Raw genomic sequence first — 16919 nt, 5'->3', positions numbered from 1 at the left:
CGTCACACGTCGGCGGGGTGTGGAAAACCGGGTTGACGAAAGGGGATCAGATGACAACGGGGGATGGACAAGGCGCAACTTGGGTGCGGTTCTTGTTCGCCTGGCGCTCCCGCTCGTTGAGTCGGGCGCGGTGCTCGCGGATGCCGCGGCGGATGCAACCGGCCACGTAGTAGTCGCGGGCGGTCATATCAAACGGGATCATCGTCATGGGTTGCTCTCCAGTGAATCGGACCACCAAAACGCCCCATCACAACGGTAGGGACGCTTTGGCGGTCAGACTCATGCTTGTAAGGCATGGAATCTGACCGTCGCCAGCTTCCGGGAGCGCCTCCAGCTCGCCTAGGAATCCCGTACAGATGGCCCCGCTGTTTCTGGCGGTGACCCGGTATCCGTGGCGGCCTTCATCGGCCCTTACACTTCCCGGCGCGGCTAGTGTTCCCAGCTCCCCGCGTTCTGCCGTGGGCGGCGCTCCTGCCTGCCCCTTTCCTACTGTCCCGACCGCACCCTGCGACCGTTGTTCGATGGTGGGCATTATGCCCGTTTGCTCCCGGTTTGTCAATCACTCCCCGTAGGGGGATGGTTGAGCCGGACGTTACCTGCGGTGCGCTCAGGGGCCTTTGGGGCTAGTCCTCAGTGCTGGCGGGATAAGCTCTAGGTGCTGTCGATCCATCGGTCGCACGTCTGTCGCCGCCTTTTCCGCTGCCGCCGTGTTGCTGGCGACGGGTATAGATTAGATCAATCCCCGCATGGCTGTCAATACCCCGATGGCAACGATGTTGGATGGTCGCAGGGAGCGCCTAGCGCGCGCGTGGGGAGCTTCTATAGGCGGGGCGGTAGGGATGCCCGTGGCGGGCCTTGCGTGGGCCGTGGTGGCGCATTGGCTGGCCGTGGTGGGCGGCAGGTGGGCATAGGCCGGGGCAGGGTGCGCCGAGGTGGTCGGCAGGTGTGCCGAGGTGGTGCCGAGGTGGGCGCGTGGCGGTCAGGGCAAAAAGACAGATAGGGACAGACAGAGGCGCGAACGTTTGAGCGCGGATGTCCGCAGGTTGCCCAGGTATCGCACGGGATTACCTAGGCACTGGATACCTAATCCGGTGGTTCACCTTTGGAATCAGCAGGTTAGCCGAGGCGGTGACGCCGCAGGTGACGCGAAGGGGGCGCATCGTGCCTTTGCGCTACAGGGGGCGACCCCCTACGGGGGGTGATCGCGCGGTTCCAAGTAGTTGGATACCCCTTCGGAAATTTGCCGCAAACCTTTCGACCCCCTCAGTCGCGCGAGGAGGGAGCCTCAGTCACACCGGAGCGCTTCCGCGTCGCCACGACAGCGAACCAGGCGAGCGACCCAAGTCCCCATAGGACGCACACGGGCACGGCCCAGGTCATCCCTCGGTTGTACGCGAGGATCGCCAGGAGCGGGTTGATGGGCGTGACGCCCGCGATGAGCAGGATCAGGAGAAGTCGGTGCATGGGAGTTCCGCCGCAGTGGCACCCAAGGAGGACAGAGGAACACCCCAGGAGTGCATAGGAGGACTGTAGTTCTACTTGGTGGTTAATACCAATGAATAGAACTCTACAGTCCCACTATAGTAATACTTAGGTCTTACTATGATACCACGCTTGTCAAGGGGGCAGGGACAGGGTGGTCTCCCACCGCCGTCCCCTTCCTGGTTTCACGTCCTCAGCTTGAGGAAGGACCGCCGCTTGGTGTCGTAGGTCTGCACCGGAGCACCGCTGTAGAGGTCCGTCGAGCAGGCCATGAGGACTGCTTCGGTCGCGTTGTGGCCTGCCTTCATGGCGGCCAGGGCAATCGCACCACCACTACCGGCGACGAGGAAGTCGCGCCGGAGGTCGAGAGGGAGACCGTCGTGATAGAAGGCCACCGGGTTGTCCCGCAGGCCGACCACGAGGATCGTGTACTCGCCCTTGGTCAGTTCGTCGAATCCCTCCGACAGCTCGCGCACGGCTCGCTGGATGTGGGAAGTGGTGCCCGCGCCGAACACCACCAGGTCGCGCCCGGTGGTGTCGGTGGTGCGGTAGAACTTCTCCTCCTCGTACCGCAGATCACCAGCGGTGACCTGCGAGTCGATAGCAACGAGCCGGCCGTCAAAGGCCAGCGTGGTCACTGCTTGATGTGCTCTCGCCAGTAGCTCGGGGTGAACGCAGCCCACTCGATGTCGCTCACGTCATCCCACAGGCGCTCCGCGGCATTCCGCAGGTGCTCCCACAGGCCGCCGAGGACGACGTAGGGCAGCGCCAGGAACACCGCGACGAACAGCCAGCCGGTGTAGGTGCGACGGGAGGTCTCGCGCAGGCTCTCCAGGAGCCACTGCGAGGCGAGGGCAATGCGCAGCGCTACGTACCCCTTGGCGCGCTCGTAGGCGCGCACCAGGCGCTCGCTGGCGCGGTTGTAGATGGTCTTGATGGTCACTTGGAGTTCCAGAGTTTGGCTTCCGCCTCGCGGCGGTCGATGAGGCCGGGCAGGTCCGTCAGCACGCCCTTGACGCGACCCTTGGTCCATCGGCGGAGCTGTGCGGGCACCGCCGCGTAGTCGCCCGCGTTGAGCATGCGGAGCAGGGTGGAGCTGGCGAAGTTGCCCTCGCCAAGGTTGAACACGAAGTCGATCAGAGCGGCTTCCTGCGGCGCGCTGAGGGGCACGCGCACGTATCGACGGACGACCGTAGCGGCCTTGGAGAGGTCAGCCTCCAGCAGCTCCACAGCGCGTTCCTCGGTGATGCGGAGGCCGGGCCTCACGTCGCTGCCGGTGTGGCCGTAGCCGATGGTCCACTTGTCTGCGGGGCACAGGTAGGCCACCAGGCGCAGACCCTCCGACTTCATCGTCAGAGGGCGCGCGAGCTGGACAGCCTGGCTCACACCGGGGCGTAGGGGTTCGACTGGCCGCCCTGGGTGTGGCAGCACGGAGCGTGGTTGCAGTCGCACGGCGTTACCGGCGCGGGTGCGCTCGGGCCGTCGTTGTCGTCGTCGTTCTTGCGGCGCAGGAACAGGTACAGCAGGGCAGCGGCGGCGAGCGCCATCAGCCACGCAGCGAGCGTGTTGGACATTGGGTCTCCTACAGGATGTCGAGGTAGTTGTCGGGTGACGGCGTGCGGCCGGTCACGGACTGGATGAAGGAGGCGTACTCGCGGTCGAGCAGCTCCTCCAGGTAGCGCTGCTCCTCCTTGGACACGTCTCGGGAGAGCTGGTCGGCCCAATACTTCACGGCCATCGCCAGCGCTTCGAGGCGGTCGTCGTGGCGCAGTGCGCCGCGGTCGCGCGTGATGCGCGTGAGCTGGTAGAACAGTTGGTACTTCTGTTCGGACTTCTGATCGGCGCGGATGATCGAGGCATCGACCACCAGGCGATGCTGGTTCAGCACCGGCTCCAGCACGTCGATGATTCGGTTCTCCTTCGAGGTGCCGTAGTGCTTCACCTCCTCGATGGAGCACGGGTACACGCGCGCCAGGACGCCGGAGAGCATCTTGGCGAACATGCCGTCACCGAAGTTGGCCTCGATGAGGACTGCGGAGACCTTCTCGGCGCGCGCGATGTGCGCCAGGGTCTCCAGCGTGTCGTCGTCGTAGCCGCCCTTGGTCGCACCAGCACGGCGCGCGTAGAGCATGCCGCGAAGCATGCCGACGACCGCGTAGCCTGTTTCGTCGCCGCCTCGGCCCGAGGGGTCGATGGCGAGCACCTTGCCGGTGAACTCCTCCATTTCCGAGGCGAGGTACATGGGCCGGTACAGGCGGTCGCCGGTGAAGCCCACGGACGGGATGTCGCTGACGATGTACTCCGGGCCGCTGCTGTAGACCACGCGGATCGGGGCGACCTCGCGGTCCACGTCCATCACGATCAGGTCGGACAGCTTGAGCGGGTACTTCTCGGCGTCGGACAGCGACGCATCGAGCATGAACTGGAGCATGAAGCCGGAGCGTCCGTAGGACGCCTCGCGCTCCATCAAGTCCTCATCGGAGAAGCGGACGCTCTCGCAGTTCTTCCAGGCGAGCTTGGGGTTCGCGTCGAACGCATCGGCGATCATCGGCGCGAGACGGTCGCCGTACACCTGGCGGTGCTTGGTGTCCTTCGGGTAGCGCGCAGGCCAGATGCGGATGACGTAGCCGCGCTCGGGCAGCTTGTTGTAGAGCGACTCCTCGGTCTGCGGAGTGCCGAGGTAGATGATCTCGCCGCCCGGCTTGAGCACCGCGTCGAACTCCTTGACCAGCTCGGCGAGCTTCTCGCGCTGCACGACGGTCATGGAGTTCTTCGGGACTTCGATGTCGTCCGCGATGATGGTGTCGGCGCGGGAGCCGGTGAGCTGGCCGTTGATACCGACCGACTTCACCGAGGGCGACTGATCGGGCTGCGCGGGGCCGACATCGAACGCCAGGTTCGAGTTGCGCTGGTCGGGACGCGGGCGCAGGTGTTGCAGCTCAGGCAGGGTTTCGATCAGGCGCTTGACGAACACCGAGAACGCATCGGCGCGTTCCTTCGATGCCGAGACCACCATGATCTTGTGCTGGGGGTCTTTCCAGAGGAGCCAGCAGACGTAGGCGGCCGTCACCCAGGACTTGCCGACGCCGCGATACGCCATGATGACGCGACGGCGCGGGCCGGTTTTCAGGAACTCGCAGATGTCGTACTGGATCGGAGTGGGGCTTGGTAGCCCCAGCTCCTTCCAGACGTACCAGGCGAAGTTGCGGAAGTCCTCGAAAGGGTGACGAACGTGGAGGCTCGTCATGCCCTCCATCAGTTCAGCCGCCCATCCTCAGCGGGATCGAACGGGAACTCGGACACCTTGTCGGCCAGCTTGCCCAGCGGTGAGCCGGGCGGGGTGGCTGCAACGTCGATGCCGTTGTCCTTGAGAAACTGCCGGGCCACGTTGAGGATCGAGGCCAGGCCCTTCGCGTCCGACTCCATCGAGTCGATGGTGTCGGCGAGCTTGTCCGCGACTGCGGCGTGCAGTCGCTCCAAGGCATCCTTCGGGGCGGTCACTTGTTGACGACGCGGTTCAGTACGGTCTCCAGCGCAGACGTGCCGAGCGACGCCAGAATGCACGCGAGCGCGACCTGGGCGACGAAGGAGACGCCGGGGATGAAAATGACGATGGCACCAGCGGCAAGGCCGGTAGCGCCAGAGAGGATTGCGCGGCCGAGCGCCTGCTTCCAGGTGATCGGGTCGTTCGACGTGAGCATCTTTGCGATGCCCACGATGAGGCCGACGCCCGCGAGAGCGCCGACCAGCTTCACTTCATCGTGCATTAGGTCTCTTGTAGGTGGTGGATGCGTTAGAGCGGACGACCGAAGCTGTACTCGTAGTTGCCGGTCAGGGTGATCTGCGTGACACCATCGGTGACGACGACAGTGAACTGCCCCATGCGGGAGGTGTTCCGCCCCGAGGCGGTCACAGTGCCGCCGAGGCCGCTGCCGGAGATCGACGCGCCGCCTGTGACGGAGCGGGAGACCACAGAGTAGTTGCCGGTGCCGCCCGAGCAATAGACGCTGAACGACTCGCTGACCGTGCCGTTGGTGGACTGAGGCCAGTTACCCATCAGGTAGCTCGGCGACAGCGATGCTTGGAACGGCGTCGCCTTGACCGCGTTGTAGAACTGCGAGGCGTAGATCGGGCCGCTCGTGGGGACGCCGTAGTTGGCCGGAACGTCGGGCACCAATCCACGTCCTCGGTAATACTGGTCCGCGTAGATCGGGTAGCCGCCGCCGAACTCGGCGCGGATCATTTCCCAGGAGATCGGGCCGGAGCCGGGGAGGGCCATTAGGCACCTCCCCCAAGGTCGGCAACCCGCTTGCGCAGTGCCTGCACCTCAGCGATCAGGAAGGGAACAGCCTTCTCCCACTGGATCGTCTTGATGCCGTTCGCGTGCGTGGCAACCATCAGCGAGTAGACCTCCTCGGCCTCCTGCGCGATACCGCCGACCTCGTGATCCGCGCTCGGGTGGAAGGTGGGATTCAGCTCGGCGATTGCCTCGTCGTCCCAATCGAACTCTCGCACGCGGAAGCGGTCGAAGAAGTCAGCCACCTTGGATGCCGAGGCATCCACGATGTTCTTCTTGAGACGCGCATCGGACGCATAGGCAACGATGTTGCCCGTGGCGACCCAATTGTTGCTTGCGTCGCGGTAGGCGCACCACGAGAAGGCGTTGCTGGCGAGGAAGCCGTGATTGTTGTCGTTGCAGTGGAGCCAGTGCATCGTGCCCTGATCGGTGTCGTAGCAGGCGATGGTCGGGGCGTAGCTTTCCAGACGGAGGTCGCCTTCTGAGCCGCCGCCCGCCGAGATCAACACGCGCTTACTGCCGTAGCTGCGGATGTACGTGTTGTCCTGCATGAACCAGCCTCCGCCATGCGGCTCGGAGTACCAGCCGGTGCCGGATTGCTGGGAGCGGAACCAGCCCGCGTTGAGGTAAATCTGATCGCCAGCCGTCAGGCGGCCCGCGATATTCGCAGCGCCGTTCCAGTACAGGTTGTACCAGCTGTTCGTGTTCACGCGGGTGATCGAGCAAACGTCGTCGCCAGCGCCGTTCGTTCCGTGGATGTACGCGGTTCCCGCTGCACCCATGCCGGTCAACCGCAGCGGCGCGGCGTAGGCCAGAGTGACCTGCCCGGTGAAGGTTGCGCCGCCCAGGCTCGCCTTGCCGTCCAGTGCGGACTGGAGGCCGCTGACGTTTGCGATGGTGTGCGTGTGACCGGCGTCGGCCTTTCCTGCCGGGTTGAAGTTCGCCGAGGTCCAGATGGCGCCGCTGGCGTTGAGAGTAGCGACGCCTGCCGTGCCATCGCCGAATCGGAACTCCAGCGAGTTTGCGGCCGGGGGAACGTAGACGTAGCGGTCGAGCGCGCCCAGGTACATGACGCCGGACGTATCATTGCCGCCGAACCCCTGGGCGCGAATCTGCCCGGAGGTGAACGTCTTGACGCCGCCGACAGGCTGATCGTCGGTCACGTTGACTACATTGGCGATGTCGGTGGAGTTGTGCGTGTGTCCCACAGCCGACTTACCATCGAGAGCCGATTGCAGGCCGGTGACGTTTGCGATGGTATGAGAGTGGGATGCCGCCGCTTTACCGTCGAGCGCGGACTGGAGGCCGGTCACGTTGGCGATGGCGTGCGTGTGCGACGCCGCCGCCTTGCCGTCGAGCGCCGTCTGCGTCGCGGTGCTGATCGGCTTGTCGAGGTCGGCGGTGTTGTCCACCTTGTCGAGGCCGACCTGCGCCTTGGTGTGCGTGTGCGTGCTCGGCGGGTAGGTCGTCGGCTTGCCGGTGACGTGGGTGTTGAAGTCCACGTCGTTGCGGGTCGCCAGCGCGCCCAGCCCGCCGATGTCGCCAGCCACGAGGGTCACGTCGCCCTGCTTCCCGGCGACGCTGGTTACCTGATCGGTGTTGTCGATCTTCTCCCAGGTAGCGCCGTAGAGCGCCTGGTCGCCGACGCGCCAGTGGACGTCGCCCACAGTGCCTTCGCCGACCACCTTGTAGAAGTGGCCCTTCACCGGGTTGGCCGGGAACGCACCAGTGCCGGCATCCCACGATCCCATGTAGACCAGCGAGCCGGTGACGGCAGCCTGCGCCTGGGCGGCCCAATGCTTCGCCGAGAACTCGCCCGGCGATACCTCGGTGCCCTGTGGCGCGTTCGCGTACAGGCCAGCCTTGTCGCGGGCAGCCTCGGCAGCGGCCTTGGCCGACGACGCGGTCTGCGCCGAGGTCGAGGCGGCCGACGCCGAGCCGGACGCAGCGGAGGCATGACCGGCCGCGGTGGTCGCCGAGCCAGCAGCCTCGCCAGCCTTGGTCGCCGCGGCGGACGCCTGGGCTTCCGCCCGGTTGGCCTGGGTGGAAGCCTGGGTGACCGAGGTCGCTGCGGCGGTCGCGCTGTCGGCGGCTGCGGCAGCCGATGCTGCGGCAGCGGTGGCGTCAGCTTCCGCGCGGTCGGCCGCGTCGGTCGCATAGCCCAGGATGGTCTGCGCCTGATCCCGTGACGTGGCCGCAGCAGTCGCCGCTGCCTGCGCGTCGGAACGCGCCTGACCCGCTGCGGTGGCCGACGTGCCCGCCTGGCCTGCGGAGCCAGCCGAAGCCAGCGCCGAGGTGGCCGAGGCGCTTGCCGAAGCGGCGGCCTCCACTGCGGAGCTTGCCGCCTCGGTGGCGCTGTCGGCAGCCTCAGCCGCCTTGGCAGCAGCGAAGGTCGCCGCGTCGGCGGTGGCCTGCACGTCGTCGTCGATGCTCGCGGCGGATTCCGCAGCGCGCACGGCGGATGCTTCGGCAGCGTCGGCGAAGCCAGAGGCGTCATCTGCGGACGCCTGCGCGGCGTTCGCCATGCCGGTTGCCACGGACACCAGGTCGCGCACCTGCACGACCGATCCGGTCAGCTCGTCGGTCAGCCCGGCCACGTCCTTCTGGAGCTGCGGGAACGAGGGGAGGGTGTGGTTGTTGCCCAGGCCGTCCGTCACGACGACGGTGCCTTCCTCCTGAGTCAGCAGCGCGATCATCTGATTCTCGCGCCGGTTCCAGCGGTCTACCAGCGTCGAGAGGCGCGAGGCCAGCTCGGCGTTGGAGACGTAGCCGGGGGTAGTGCTCATGCGGTGGTTGGGTTCTCTCTGAGGGTTATCGGATGCCGAAGGCGAAGCCGCCAATCGACGTGATGAGGTAGTTCGGGTAGGCCGGGGCGTCGTAGCCGTGGACCTGCGGAGGCGGGCTGGACGCGCGGCAACGCACGCGGAATGCGCGGGCACCACCTGTCCACGCGCCGGACGCGGAGAGCGTCACCGACTGCTCGTAGGTGAAGAAGTTGGACGCGGTGAAGGTGTTGCCGTCGCCACCCATCTGCTGAATCAACGCGCGGTACATCGGCGGCTCGTGCGAGGCGATGACGACCCACACGGAGTCGCGCAGCTCTTCCAGGATGACGTGCAGCCCGTAGACGCGCGTGTTCGCTGTGACGGTCACCGACACGGAGGGCGTGTGACCCTCACCAGCCAGCACAGGAGCGCCGAGCCAGAACTCATGGATCGCCACCCAATCGCCGAGCGGGATGAAGTTGTTGCCTGCCTGGTAGCAGAGGCTCGTTGCCCCGGTCCACCACACGCCGGTCGCCGACTGGAACTGTCCGACGATGTTGGGCGCATTGACACGGCCACGGAAGAACGCGCCGCCGTTGCGGTCCACGTAGAACACCGCGTTGTTGGCGTTCTTCGCACCGGAGCCGACCCACAGGGGCCAGTCGCCGATGTTGGACATTTCCACGCGGAACTCGGCGGCGTTGACGATGTTGCCGTTGCCGTCGAGGGTGTGGGTCTTGAACGTGCCGCCGTTGATCGTGCCCGCGTTCGCCGTGAGCGCGGCCAGGGAGTTCACCCTGATCTTGTCCGCAGTGATCGTCCCGTCCACCACCAGCGCACCTTGGATACCCACGGTGGACTGGCCGCCGACCGTACCGATCACGAACGGATACTTGATGCTCGCCAGGGTGCCGCCCGAGGTGTACTGCGGGTGGACGAAGGCGAAGCGATCTGCGGTGACGATGAAGTCGCTGCCGGTCTGAGGGTTGGCGGAGAGGGCGATACCGGCGACCACGGGGACGCCGTTGATGGTGCCCGCGTTGATCTTGACCGAGTAGCTGGCCTGCCACTGCCCGTACATGCCGGAGTGCTGCCCGGCGACCACGTTGAACTCCTGCCGGATGGCGGCGAAGTCGCCGTCCTTGAACGCCTGCACCTGCGTGGCCGCGATGGCCTGTGCCTGCTCGGCAGTGATCTTGGTGGTGTTGAGCTGCTGCACCAGCGCGCCGGTCGGAGAGGTGACATCCAGGTCGGCCTTGCGCCAGCCGGTGCCATCCCAAATCTGCGTCAGGTACGCCCCGGTCTGCCCGGTCTTGACCCAAAAGGTCGGAACCTTGAAGCCGCCAGCGGGCGGGGAGGGCTGCGCGTCCGAGAAGATCGTCGGCGCGGTGCTGGTCTCCAGCGTGGATACCTGGGAAGCCAGGGCTTCGCGTGCGGACGCTTCGGTATCGATGCGCTGCTCGAAGGCAGCCGAAACCGCTGACACCTGGCCGTCGATCTCGTTGGCGATCCCCTGCGGCACGTTCGCGCCGTAGCTCGCCGCCATCTGCTGCCGGAATGCCGTGTTGGCACCCTCGGCGTCCGTCAGGGCTTCCGTGGTCTCGGCCAGGCCCGCGATGTTCTCGCCGTGGCGAACCACAGCCGTCTCAACGTCGGACACGCGGGCCTTGGTTGCGTCAACCTCGGCCATGACCGCGGTGCGGACCTGCGCCGCGCTGTCCTCGATCTCTGCGCCGAGGCGCTGCTCGGTGGCCGCACGCGCCGCTTCGGTGGTGCTCTCCACCTCGTCGATGCGCTGGTTGAGCGCAGCGGAGATCGTCTTGCCGTTCTCTACCACCTGGCCTTGCAGCTCAGTGATCGCCTCGACGCGCGCAGAGTGCTCGTCGGCGATGGCACGGTTGACCTCCAGGAAGCGGGCCTGGTTGCTTTGCTCACCGCGATCCACCCGCGCGAACAGGTCGATGATCTGCTGCGCGATGACCTTGTTGCCTTCGGTCAGCAGCCCGATCTCATGAGTGGCCGTGCTGATCTTGTCGCCGTAGTCGCGCTGCACGTCGAAGAACTCGTGCGAGCGCATGATCTCCTCCAGGATCGCCTCGGCGTTCACGTCGATGAGGTCGATGCGGGTCAGCAGGTCTTGCAGTGCTGGCGAGCGGAGGAGCTGCTCGATGATTGCATTGAGGTCCGGGTTGCCACCGGGGTTACCGGGGCCGCCACCGGGGAGGCCGCTGCCGCCACCGAACTCGGCGAGTTCCTGGTGTGCGTACAGCAATTGGCGGAACGACTTGGACAAGTCGCGCGCCGGGAGGTTTGCGCCTTCCTTGTAGTTGACCAGGAGGGCGTCAATCGGCGTGAATCGCCGGATGGTCACAGTGTAGGGTGCGTCGAGCACGCCATCCTGCGACGGAATCTCGATGGTGCTGGCGTCCACCCACGACACGGAGACAGCGCGGGCCGCGTCCGGTTCACCGACGAACGCCCGGATGTGCTCGCGGGCGATGTACGGGAACGGCACGGTGAACCGCGTAGGGCCTCCCTCGTAGGTGTAGAGCACGAAGGAAAGGCCGCGCGATAGTTCGATCATGCGTCCTCAAAAAGGTGGAGGCCCCGAAGGGCCTCCTGGTTACGGTCGATCAGTCCCGTCCTTGCGGTCGGGGAACTGCTGTAGGGCTTGATCCGCGATGTTGCGGACGCCCGTCATGTTGTTGAACCACCAAATCTTCCAGAAGTCGCGCATCTGCTTCTCGGTGATCTCCTCGTCGTCGCGGATGGCCGAACCGATCATCCGCGTGCTGCCGTAGACCTTGTTGAACAGGTCGATGGACGGGATGCCCATCACGCCGTTCTCCAGGCCGGTCGAGCGGTTGTTGGCGAACACCGGATCGTTGCCCAAGGCGTCCGCCCACACGGCGTCGGTGACCGCGGGGATCACGTTTGACCAGCTCGATTGCGCGACAGCGTTCTTGTAGAAGTTCGCCTGGGTCAGTTGCTTCTTCCGCTGCTCGGGATTGCCAGCGGTGTTGATGTACGTGCGAGCCGCCCAGCCCATCCCTGCTGCCGAGGTGGACAGCACGACCATCGCGTAGGTGCGCCAGTCGTCGTAGTGGTGGACCGAGTTCAGGAAATGGCGGGTGTAGCTGTTGACCATGAAGCTGCGGAACTGCGTGACGATGCGGCCGGTGGTGGAGTGCATCAGCTCGATGCTGTCCGAGGCGTCACCTTCGAGAACCTGGTGTCGCGTCACGCGGAACAGGAAGGCCGCCATGCGCTCGCGCGTCTGGAACGGCAGCTTGTCCGGGTCGATCTGCTCGATCTGCCGCTTGCCTTTGAGGTAGCCGAACACGTCGGCCTGGGCCTTCTCGTCGAGGCCCCAGGTGCGCAGGCGGGCCACTTCGGCGTCCGACAGCTTCTTGGCGTTCGCCATGTCCAGCAGCCGCAGCAGCGTGGCACGACCGGCGATGCGTTGGAGCATCGTGTTGATCGGGGCCATGCCGGACGCGACCGAGGTGACGTGCGTCGCCATGTTCATCGCGTTGTCGATCTTCTCGCCGTGCTTGACGTTGAACGTCTGCGGCACGAGCGCGTCCTCGTCCAGGCGCAGGAACGGTGGGTTGCGCAGCCAGTCGGTGCCGGGTGCGAACAGCCGCTCCATCACGCGCGCCTCCTGCGAGGACAGCTTGCCGTCAGCGCCGCGCACCAGGAAGTCGCGCGCGGCACCCACGGAGTTCCAGAAGTTGCGGAGACCGGCATGCGCGATGGTCGGGCCAAGCTCGGCGAACAGCGAGAAGCCGACCTGGTTCATCACGCGGGCGAAGTTCCAGTTGCGCAGGAACCGCGCGTAGCGTGCGCCACGGCTGGCGGGATCGAGTTCGGTGCTGCGGCCGAAGGTGGACTTGAGGCCGATGTCGATCAGGCGCTCGATGTCCTTCACGTCGTCGCCGGACTTGCGAGCGTCGCTCTTGAGCTTCGACACGAAGCGGTCGAGCTGCGCGCGGTTCTTGATGCCAGCCTTCGACGACAGCGCCGACCAGCCGGTGATCTCGCGCATGTAGCGGGTCATCACCGAGTCCACGTCGTTGTCGAACAGGTCGGCCATCGAGACCTGAACGTCCTCGCCAGCCTCGTTGCGGATGGTGGTGGAGTAGGTCTCGTCGAGGTCGATGCGCTTCTTTGCGCGGTCGAGCTTGCCCGACTCGTAGGTCTTGCGCTCCAGCTTGGACAGCAGCTCTTGCGACCGCACGGGCGAGACGCCCGCCTCGGTCAGCATGTTGCCGATCTCCTCGACCGAATCGCTGTCCAGCGGACGGACCAGCAGGTCCATCCCGTCGCCCTCGAAGTTCGCCTGAGCGCGCTTGAGGTAGGAGCGCGCAACCGCACCGAGCAGCTCGTCGTCGATCTCGTCGCCTTCGTCGGCGGCGGCCTCCCATGCGCGACGCATGGCGGGCTTGATGAGCTGGTCGATCACGTCGTCCTGGTGGAGCTGCATTTCGCCGAACAGGCGCTTGAAGCCCTTGCCGCTCCAGTAGCGCGGCAGGTAGTTGCCGTTCTTCGTCACGTTGGCGAAGCCGTCGAGGTTGCTGTCCTGCGCGAGCTTGAGCGCATCCCGCATCGCCTTGGCGACGCTTCCGGCAGCTTTGGCTGCTTCCGGTGACACGTCAGGCGCACCGCGCACGGCGCGGCCGACCTCCTCGTTGAACTTGGCGCGCTCGGAGAAGTTCCACCAGTGCGTGCCCGTCCGCTGCTTGTAGGCGTCCCACGCGGCGTTCACTCCGCTCCGCCATTCCGTCTCCATGACGGCCAGGTGGCGCTTGGCGAACTCGCTGGTGGACTCCTGGACAGCGACGGAGCGATCGGTGTAGCCGACGCCATCGCGGAACAGCAGACGGCCCGCCTCGCGCACCAGCGGCGACTTGGCGCTACCCATGCGGGCAGCAAGGTCGCGGCGGACGGTGGCGAAGTGGGGCGTGATGTGCGCGTTGACCAGCGCCTTGTCGGTGAACTCCTGCTCGAATGCGCTCTCGTTGCGCAGCGGGAGGACGCCTGGCGTGGGGTCGTTGGCGGCGGTACCTGCCACGCGGGCGGCGGACAGCGAGTCGTCACCGGCCAGCCGCTTCACCACGTCAGGCTTCACGTCGCCATCGAACAGGGCACCCCGGCGAGCGCCGAGGGCACCACCGAACGCGAACGACAGGGCGGCGCTCTGCACGCCATCCGCGAGCGTCTGCTCGGGGTCGTAGGTGGAGGTTGCGGCCGACATCAGCGCGGAGGTGCCCGCTGCCTGTAGACCGGAGCGCACCGCGTTGGCGAGGCGTCCGGCCTTGGCTGCGTACCCCAGGCCGCCCGTGGCGAGATCGAGGCCGGTTGCCACCGGGTCGGTGAAGCCGAGGGCGATCTGTCCGCCCAGGCCGAACTGCGCCAGGTCGTCGTCCGCCATCTGATTCATAAAGGCCACGGATTCCAGATAGGAGAGGTGCTCGTCGGACGTGGCCCGGCCGAACAGCTCCCACTGCTCCGGGCGCAGGCCCATCGACTCCCAGCGCTTGCGCGCGTCTGCGGGAATGCGATAGCCCTGCTGCGGCTCGTAGCCCAGCTCGGTGATGAAGCGGTCGATGAAGCCGATGCCGCCCTTTGCCTGGGCAGCGCCCCATCCGTCCCATACGGTCGTCTGATCCTTCCGGCGCTGCGCGGCCTCTCGCTGCTCCTTGCGCTCGCGCACGGCTTGCACGATGGGCTGCTGTGTTGCCGGCTTGACGATGTTCTCGTCTGCGCCGGGTAGGGATTCAAACATGCGGTCTTACTTCCTCGTCAGGTACTCCAGGAAGTCCTCGGGGACTGCCGGGGTGGTGGTGGTTTGCTTGGTGCCCGCGTTGGGGACCAGCGGCTTGGTGAGGTCGAACTTGGGCAGGTCGAAGGCGGGAGCCTCGGCTGCGCTGGCGTCGCGCTTGGCGATGGCCGCGGGGACTTCCGTGGTCGCCGACTGCGAGCGCAGGTCGCGGATGTTCCGGGACTGGTCCGCCCAGGTGGTGCGCTGCTCGACCCGACGACGCGCCTGGGATTCCGCAAGGTCTCCCTTCCAGCGCTGGTGCTGTGCTGCGATGGCACGCGGGTCGAAACCGATGGCGCGGCCGGTGTCAGGGTCAGGGATCAGCCAGTTGTCGGGGCCGACGATCTGCCACTGCCCCGGATTGCGGGGATTCGGTAGGGCCGACAGCTCATCCGGGTCGCGGCCGAGCTTGCGCGCGACCGTCTGGATCAGCTCGTCTACCGCTGGCTCGGCACCCTGCGGCATGCCGATGTTCGGCACGCGGCGGCCGTTGACGGTCGTGCGCTGGGCGTCGATCTGACCGACCGCTGCACGGATGGCAGCTTCGCCGGACACGCCACCGCGCGAGGCGATGCGCTCAGCTTCCTGGCGGATGCGATGCAGCTCACGCGGGTCACGCGGCTTGCCGTCGATCTCCAGGTAGTCCTTGATGCCGGACTTCCAAGTGTCGTTGATGACCGAGCGGGCCTCCTCGACTTCGCGCTTCGGTTGCGTCAGGACGCGAGCGGCCTCCTGGTGAGACTGACCGCTGCGCCGGGTGTCGTAGAGGTACTGGTCCAGCATTGCGGCAGCCTCGCCGCCAGCGACCGTATCGGCGTACTTGGGCGAGACCTTGCGGAGCTGTTCGTACAGCGTCGCGGCGTTCTGGAAGTTCTCCTGGAACGCCGGGTCAGCGCGCTTGAGGATGCGTTCGAGCTGGGGGATGACGATGCCCTGCCGTGCCCACTTCTGGAGCACCTGGCCGCGTGCGGCCTGCGGGGTTTCCTCCCACTCCTTACCTGCCTGCTTCTTGAGGTCGGCGTCGCTGATCTCGTAGGGATTGCCTCCGGCTACCAGCTTGCGGATGCGCTGCTCTCGGGCGCGCTCCTTCGCTTCCTGCTCCCAGCGTCGAAGCGTCTGCTCCTGCTGGTTGTTCCAGTAGCGCTTGAAGGACTGGAGGTCGCCGCCGCTCAGGCCGAACTTGCTGGCCCAGGTGTCGATGGTCTTGTGGGTGAGCTGGCCGCGATCCGCGAGGCCCTGGAGCGTCCACTCCGCCTCGGCCATCGCCTGCTTGCGTGCCTCGTCCTCGCGGTGTGCGATTACGCGGGCACCAGCGGCAGCCGCCGCGCGCAGCTCGTCGCCGTGCTCGGTGTTCATCAAGCCGGGCTGGCCGTCGCCGCGGTCCTTCTCCAGGAACGCCAGGATCGACTGAGGATCGCGGTTGCCCGCAGCCAGCTCCTCCTTGGCGGCTTCTACGTAGAGTTCGTCCACGTCGCGCTTGTTGAGGTAGGCGTACTCCTCCTGGTCCAGCATCGCGTACAGGCCGTTCATGCCCTCGGAGGTGAGGAACGTGCCGCCCTTGATGCCGTCGCGGATGATCGCGGTTAGCGACTCCTTCTGCCGGATCAGCATTTCCCGCATCGAGTCGGCCTGCCACTGCTGGCGGACCTGCTGCGCGGCGCGCATGGCGACCGGCATCAGGGCCTTGCGGACCTGCGGGTCTTGGAACTCGGGGTTCTGCGTCAGCGCCGCCATGCGCTCCTTGATGAGCGGCTCGATGTCGGTGCCGGGTTCGGCCTTGGCGATCTCCTTGGCCGCTTCGATCTGCCAGTCGCGGACGCGGATGATGCCGTCAGCCTTGAGGTAGCCGCGACGCCATGACTCCGACTGCTGGGCAACGAAGTCCTCGGCCTGCCGGGGCGTACCCTCGGCGTCCTCCTGCATACGTTGGGTCGCCGCGGCGCTGTATTGCTCGCGGCTGTTGGAGATCATCTGCGAGTTGACGGAATCCGAGACGCGCGTCAGCACCGCCGCTGCGGTGCGAGAGAGGGCACCGGCACCAGCGGAGGACGCCTGGTCAGCCTGCACCGCCAGGACGGGGCGCTCGGCGAGACGCTGCGGCACCTGCGCGCGGCGGATGATCTCTTGGGGTTTCGTGCGAGCCACGGGTTACTCGTCTCCGGGAATGGAATAGCGCTTGTAGGTTTGGATGTTGCTGTAGGCGTTCGCGCCTGACTGCATCACGCCACCCAGCGCCTCGGCATTGCCGGTGCGGATACGAGCGCGTGCTTCGGAGCCGCTTTCGACGACTCCGTTCCTGCGGTTCTTCTCGATGAGGGCCACGTCACGGCCAGCCTGGGCCATGATGTCGTTCGCCAGCAGCTCGACCGAGTTGCCGGACACTGCCGCTTCTGCTGCGGAGGCGCGCATCGCGGATCGCAGTGCGCGGGCCTCCTCCATGCGCTGTTGGGTGCGCTCGGCGGCCTGGTCGTTGATCTGCTCCTGCTGACGCTCCGCGGCTTCCTCGATGGCCTTGTTGTTCTGATTCTGGCCGTACATGGTCGCCATCGCG

At 66.3% G+C, this 16919-nt stretch carries 14 protein-coding genes; all 14 read right to left on the bottom strand.

From position 1 onward, the window contains the following. Positions 1 to 46: 46 nt before the first annotated feature. Positions 47 to 208 carry a hypothetical protein gene (locus JLDANKMP_RS04620; RefSeq protein WP_155029018.1) on the bottom strand — a complete coding sequence of 54 codons (162 nt, stop codon included), beginning with the start codon at positions 206 to 208 and terminating at the stop codon, positions 47 to 49. A gap of 1459 nt (positions 209 to 1667) precedes the next feature. Then, positions 1668 to 2120, bottom strand: coding sequence for a hypothetical protein (locus JLDANKMP_RS04615; protein ID WP_212560624.1), 453 nt, complete (start codon positions 2118 to 2120; stop codon positions 1668 to 1670). After that, on the bottom strand, positions 2117 to 2425 hold the full coding sequence (locus JLDANKMP_RS04610) for a hypothetical protein (RefSeq protein WP_111174102.1): 309 nt from the start codon (positions 2423 to 2425) through the stop codon (positions 2117 to 2119). Before JLDANKMP_RS04610 ends, JLDANKMP_RS04615 begins: the two co-directional genes overlap by 4 nt. Beyond that, positions 2422 to 2832, bottom strand: coding sequence for a lysozyme (locus JLDANKMP_RS04605; RefSeq protein ID WP_249336784.1), 411 nt, complete (start codon positions 2830 to 2832; stop codon positions 2422 to 2424). The genes JLDANKMP_RS04610 and JLDANKMP_RS04605 overlap by 4 nt, the downstream gene beginning before the upstream one ends. Positions 2833 to 2864: 32 nt before the next feature. Continuing rightward, the gene (locus JLDANKMP_RS04600) at positions 2865 to 3056 is read right to left on the bottom strand and encodes an LPXTG cell wall anchor domain-containing protein (protein ID WP_049434054.1); all 192 of its coding nucleotides are present in this window, start codon (positions 3054 to 3056) and stop codon (positions 2865 to 2867) included. An 8-nt stretch (positions 3057 to 3064) separates the two neighbouring features. Further along, positions 3065 to 4729 (bottom strand): phage terminase large subunit, encoded by a 1665-nt coding sequence (gene terL, locus JLDANKMP_RS04595; RefSeq protein WP_249336783.1) that lies wholly within the window; start codon positions 4727 to 4729, stop codon positions 3065 to 3067. Between the two features lie 8 nt (positions 4730 to 4737). Further along, a complete protein-coding gene (locus JLDANKMP_RS04590; RefSeq protein ID WP_005412392.1) occupies positions 4738 to 4962 on the bottom strand; it encodes a hypothetical protein in 225 nt (74 codons plus the stop codon). 17 nt (positions 4963 to 4979) lie between these two features. Next, positions 4980 to 5249 carry a hypothetical protein gene (locus JLDANKMP_RS04585; protein WP_005412393.1) on the bottom strand — a complete coding sequence of 90 codons (270 nt, stop codon included), beginning with the start codon at positions 5247 to 5249 and terminating at the stop codon, positions 4980 to 4982. A gap of 26 nt (positions 5250 to 5275) precedes the next feature. Then, the gene (locus JLDANKMP_RS04580) at positions 5276 to 5761 is read right to left on the bottom strand and encodes a hypothetical protein (protein WP_126411773.1); all 486 of its coding nucleotides are present in this window, start codon (positions 5759 to 5761) and stop codon (positions 5276 to 5278) included. Next, a complete protein-coding gene (locus JLDANKMP_RS04575; protein WP_212560622.1) occupies positions 5761 to 8565 on the bottom strand; it encodes a tail fiber domain-containing protein in 2805 nt (934 codons plus the stop codon). Before JLDANKMP_RS04575 ends, JLDANKMP_RS04580 begins: the two co-directional genes overlap by 1 nt. 25 nt (positions 8566 to 8590) lie before the next feature. Next, complete coding sequence (locus tag JLDANKMP_RS04570; protein WP_212560621.1) at positions 8591 to 11128, bottom strand: phage tail fiber protein; 2538 nt, start codon at positions 11126 to 11128, stop codon at positions 8591 to 8593. 39 nt (positions 11129 to 11167) lie between these two features. Further along, complete coding sequence (locus tag JLDANKMP_RS04565) at positions 11168 to 14269, bottom strand: hypothetical protein (RefSeq protein WP_343237737.1); 3102 nt, start codon at positions 14267 to 14269, stop codon at positions 11168 to 11170. Positions 14270 to 14338: 69 nt separating this feature from the next. Then, positions 14339 to 16513, bottom strand: a complete 2175-nt coding sequence (locus tag JLDANKMP_RS04560; protein ID WP_212560619.1) for a hypothetical protein — start codon at positions 16511 to 16513, stop codon at positions 14339 to 14341. A gap of 3 nt (positions 16514 to 16516) precedes the next feature. Beyond that, positions 16517 to 16915 carry a hypothetical protein gene (locus JLDANKMP_RS04555; protein WP_049397861.1) on the bottom strand — a complete coding sequence of 133 codons (399 nt, stop codon included), beginning with the start codon at positions 16913 to 16915 and terminating at the stop codon, positions 16517 to 16519. Positions 16916 to 16919: the final 4 nt, after the last annotated feature.

Origin of the sequence: Stenotrophomonas sp. PE591, assembly GCF_018320795.1 — a bacterium.
Classification (GTDB): domain Bacteria; phylum Pseudomonadota; class Gammaproteobacteria; order Xanthomonadales; family Xanthomonadaceae; genus Stenotrophomonas; species Stenotrophomonas maltophilia.
The sequence above is the reverse complement of the archived record's forward strand: the minus strand, read 5'-3'. Positions and strand labels throughout refer to the sequence as shown.

Excerpts from the sequence above, each read along its gene's own strand:
- JLDANKMP_RS04585 (WP_005412393.1), bottom strand. The coding sequence starts at position 5,249 with ATGCACGATGAAGTGAAGCTGGTCGGCGCTCTCGCGGGCGTCGGCCTC.
- JLDANKMP_RS04555 (WP_049397861.1), bottom strand. The coding sequence starts at position 16,915 with ATGGCGACCATGTACGGCCAGAATCAGAACAACAAGGCCATCGAGGAA.
- terL (WP_249336783.1), bottom strand. The coding sequence starts at position 4,729 with ATGACGAGCCTCCACGTTCGTCACCCTTTCGAGGACTTCCGCAACTTC.
- JLDANKMP_RS04570 (WP_212560621.1), bottom strand. The coding sequence starts at position 11,128 with ATGATCGAACTATCGCGCGGCCTTTCCTTCGTGCTCTACACCTACGAG.
- JLDANKMP_RS04605 (WP_249336784.1), bottom strand. The coding sequence starts at position 2,832 with ATGAAGTCGGAGGGTCTGCGCCTGGTGGCCTACCTGTGCCCCGCAGAC.
- JLDANKMP_RS04600 (WP_049434054.1), bottom strand. The coding sequence starts at position 3,056 with ATGTCCAACACGCTCGCTGCGTGGCTGATGGCGCTCGCCGCCGCTGCC.
- JLDANKMP_RS04620 (WP_155029018.1), bottom strand. The coding sequence starts at position 208 with ATGACGATGATCCCGTTTGATATGACCGCCCGCGACTACTACGTGGCC.
- JLDANKMP_RS04575 (WP_212560622.1), bottom strand. The coding sequence starts at position 8,565 with ATGAGCACTACCCCCGGCTACGTCTCCAACGCCGAGCTGGCCTCGCGC.
- JLDANKMP_RS04580 (WP_126411773.1), bottom strand. The coding sequence starts at position 5,761 with ATGGCCCTCCCCGGCTCCGGCCCGATCTCCTGGGAAATGATCCGCGCC.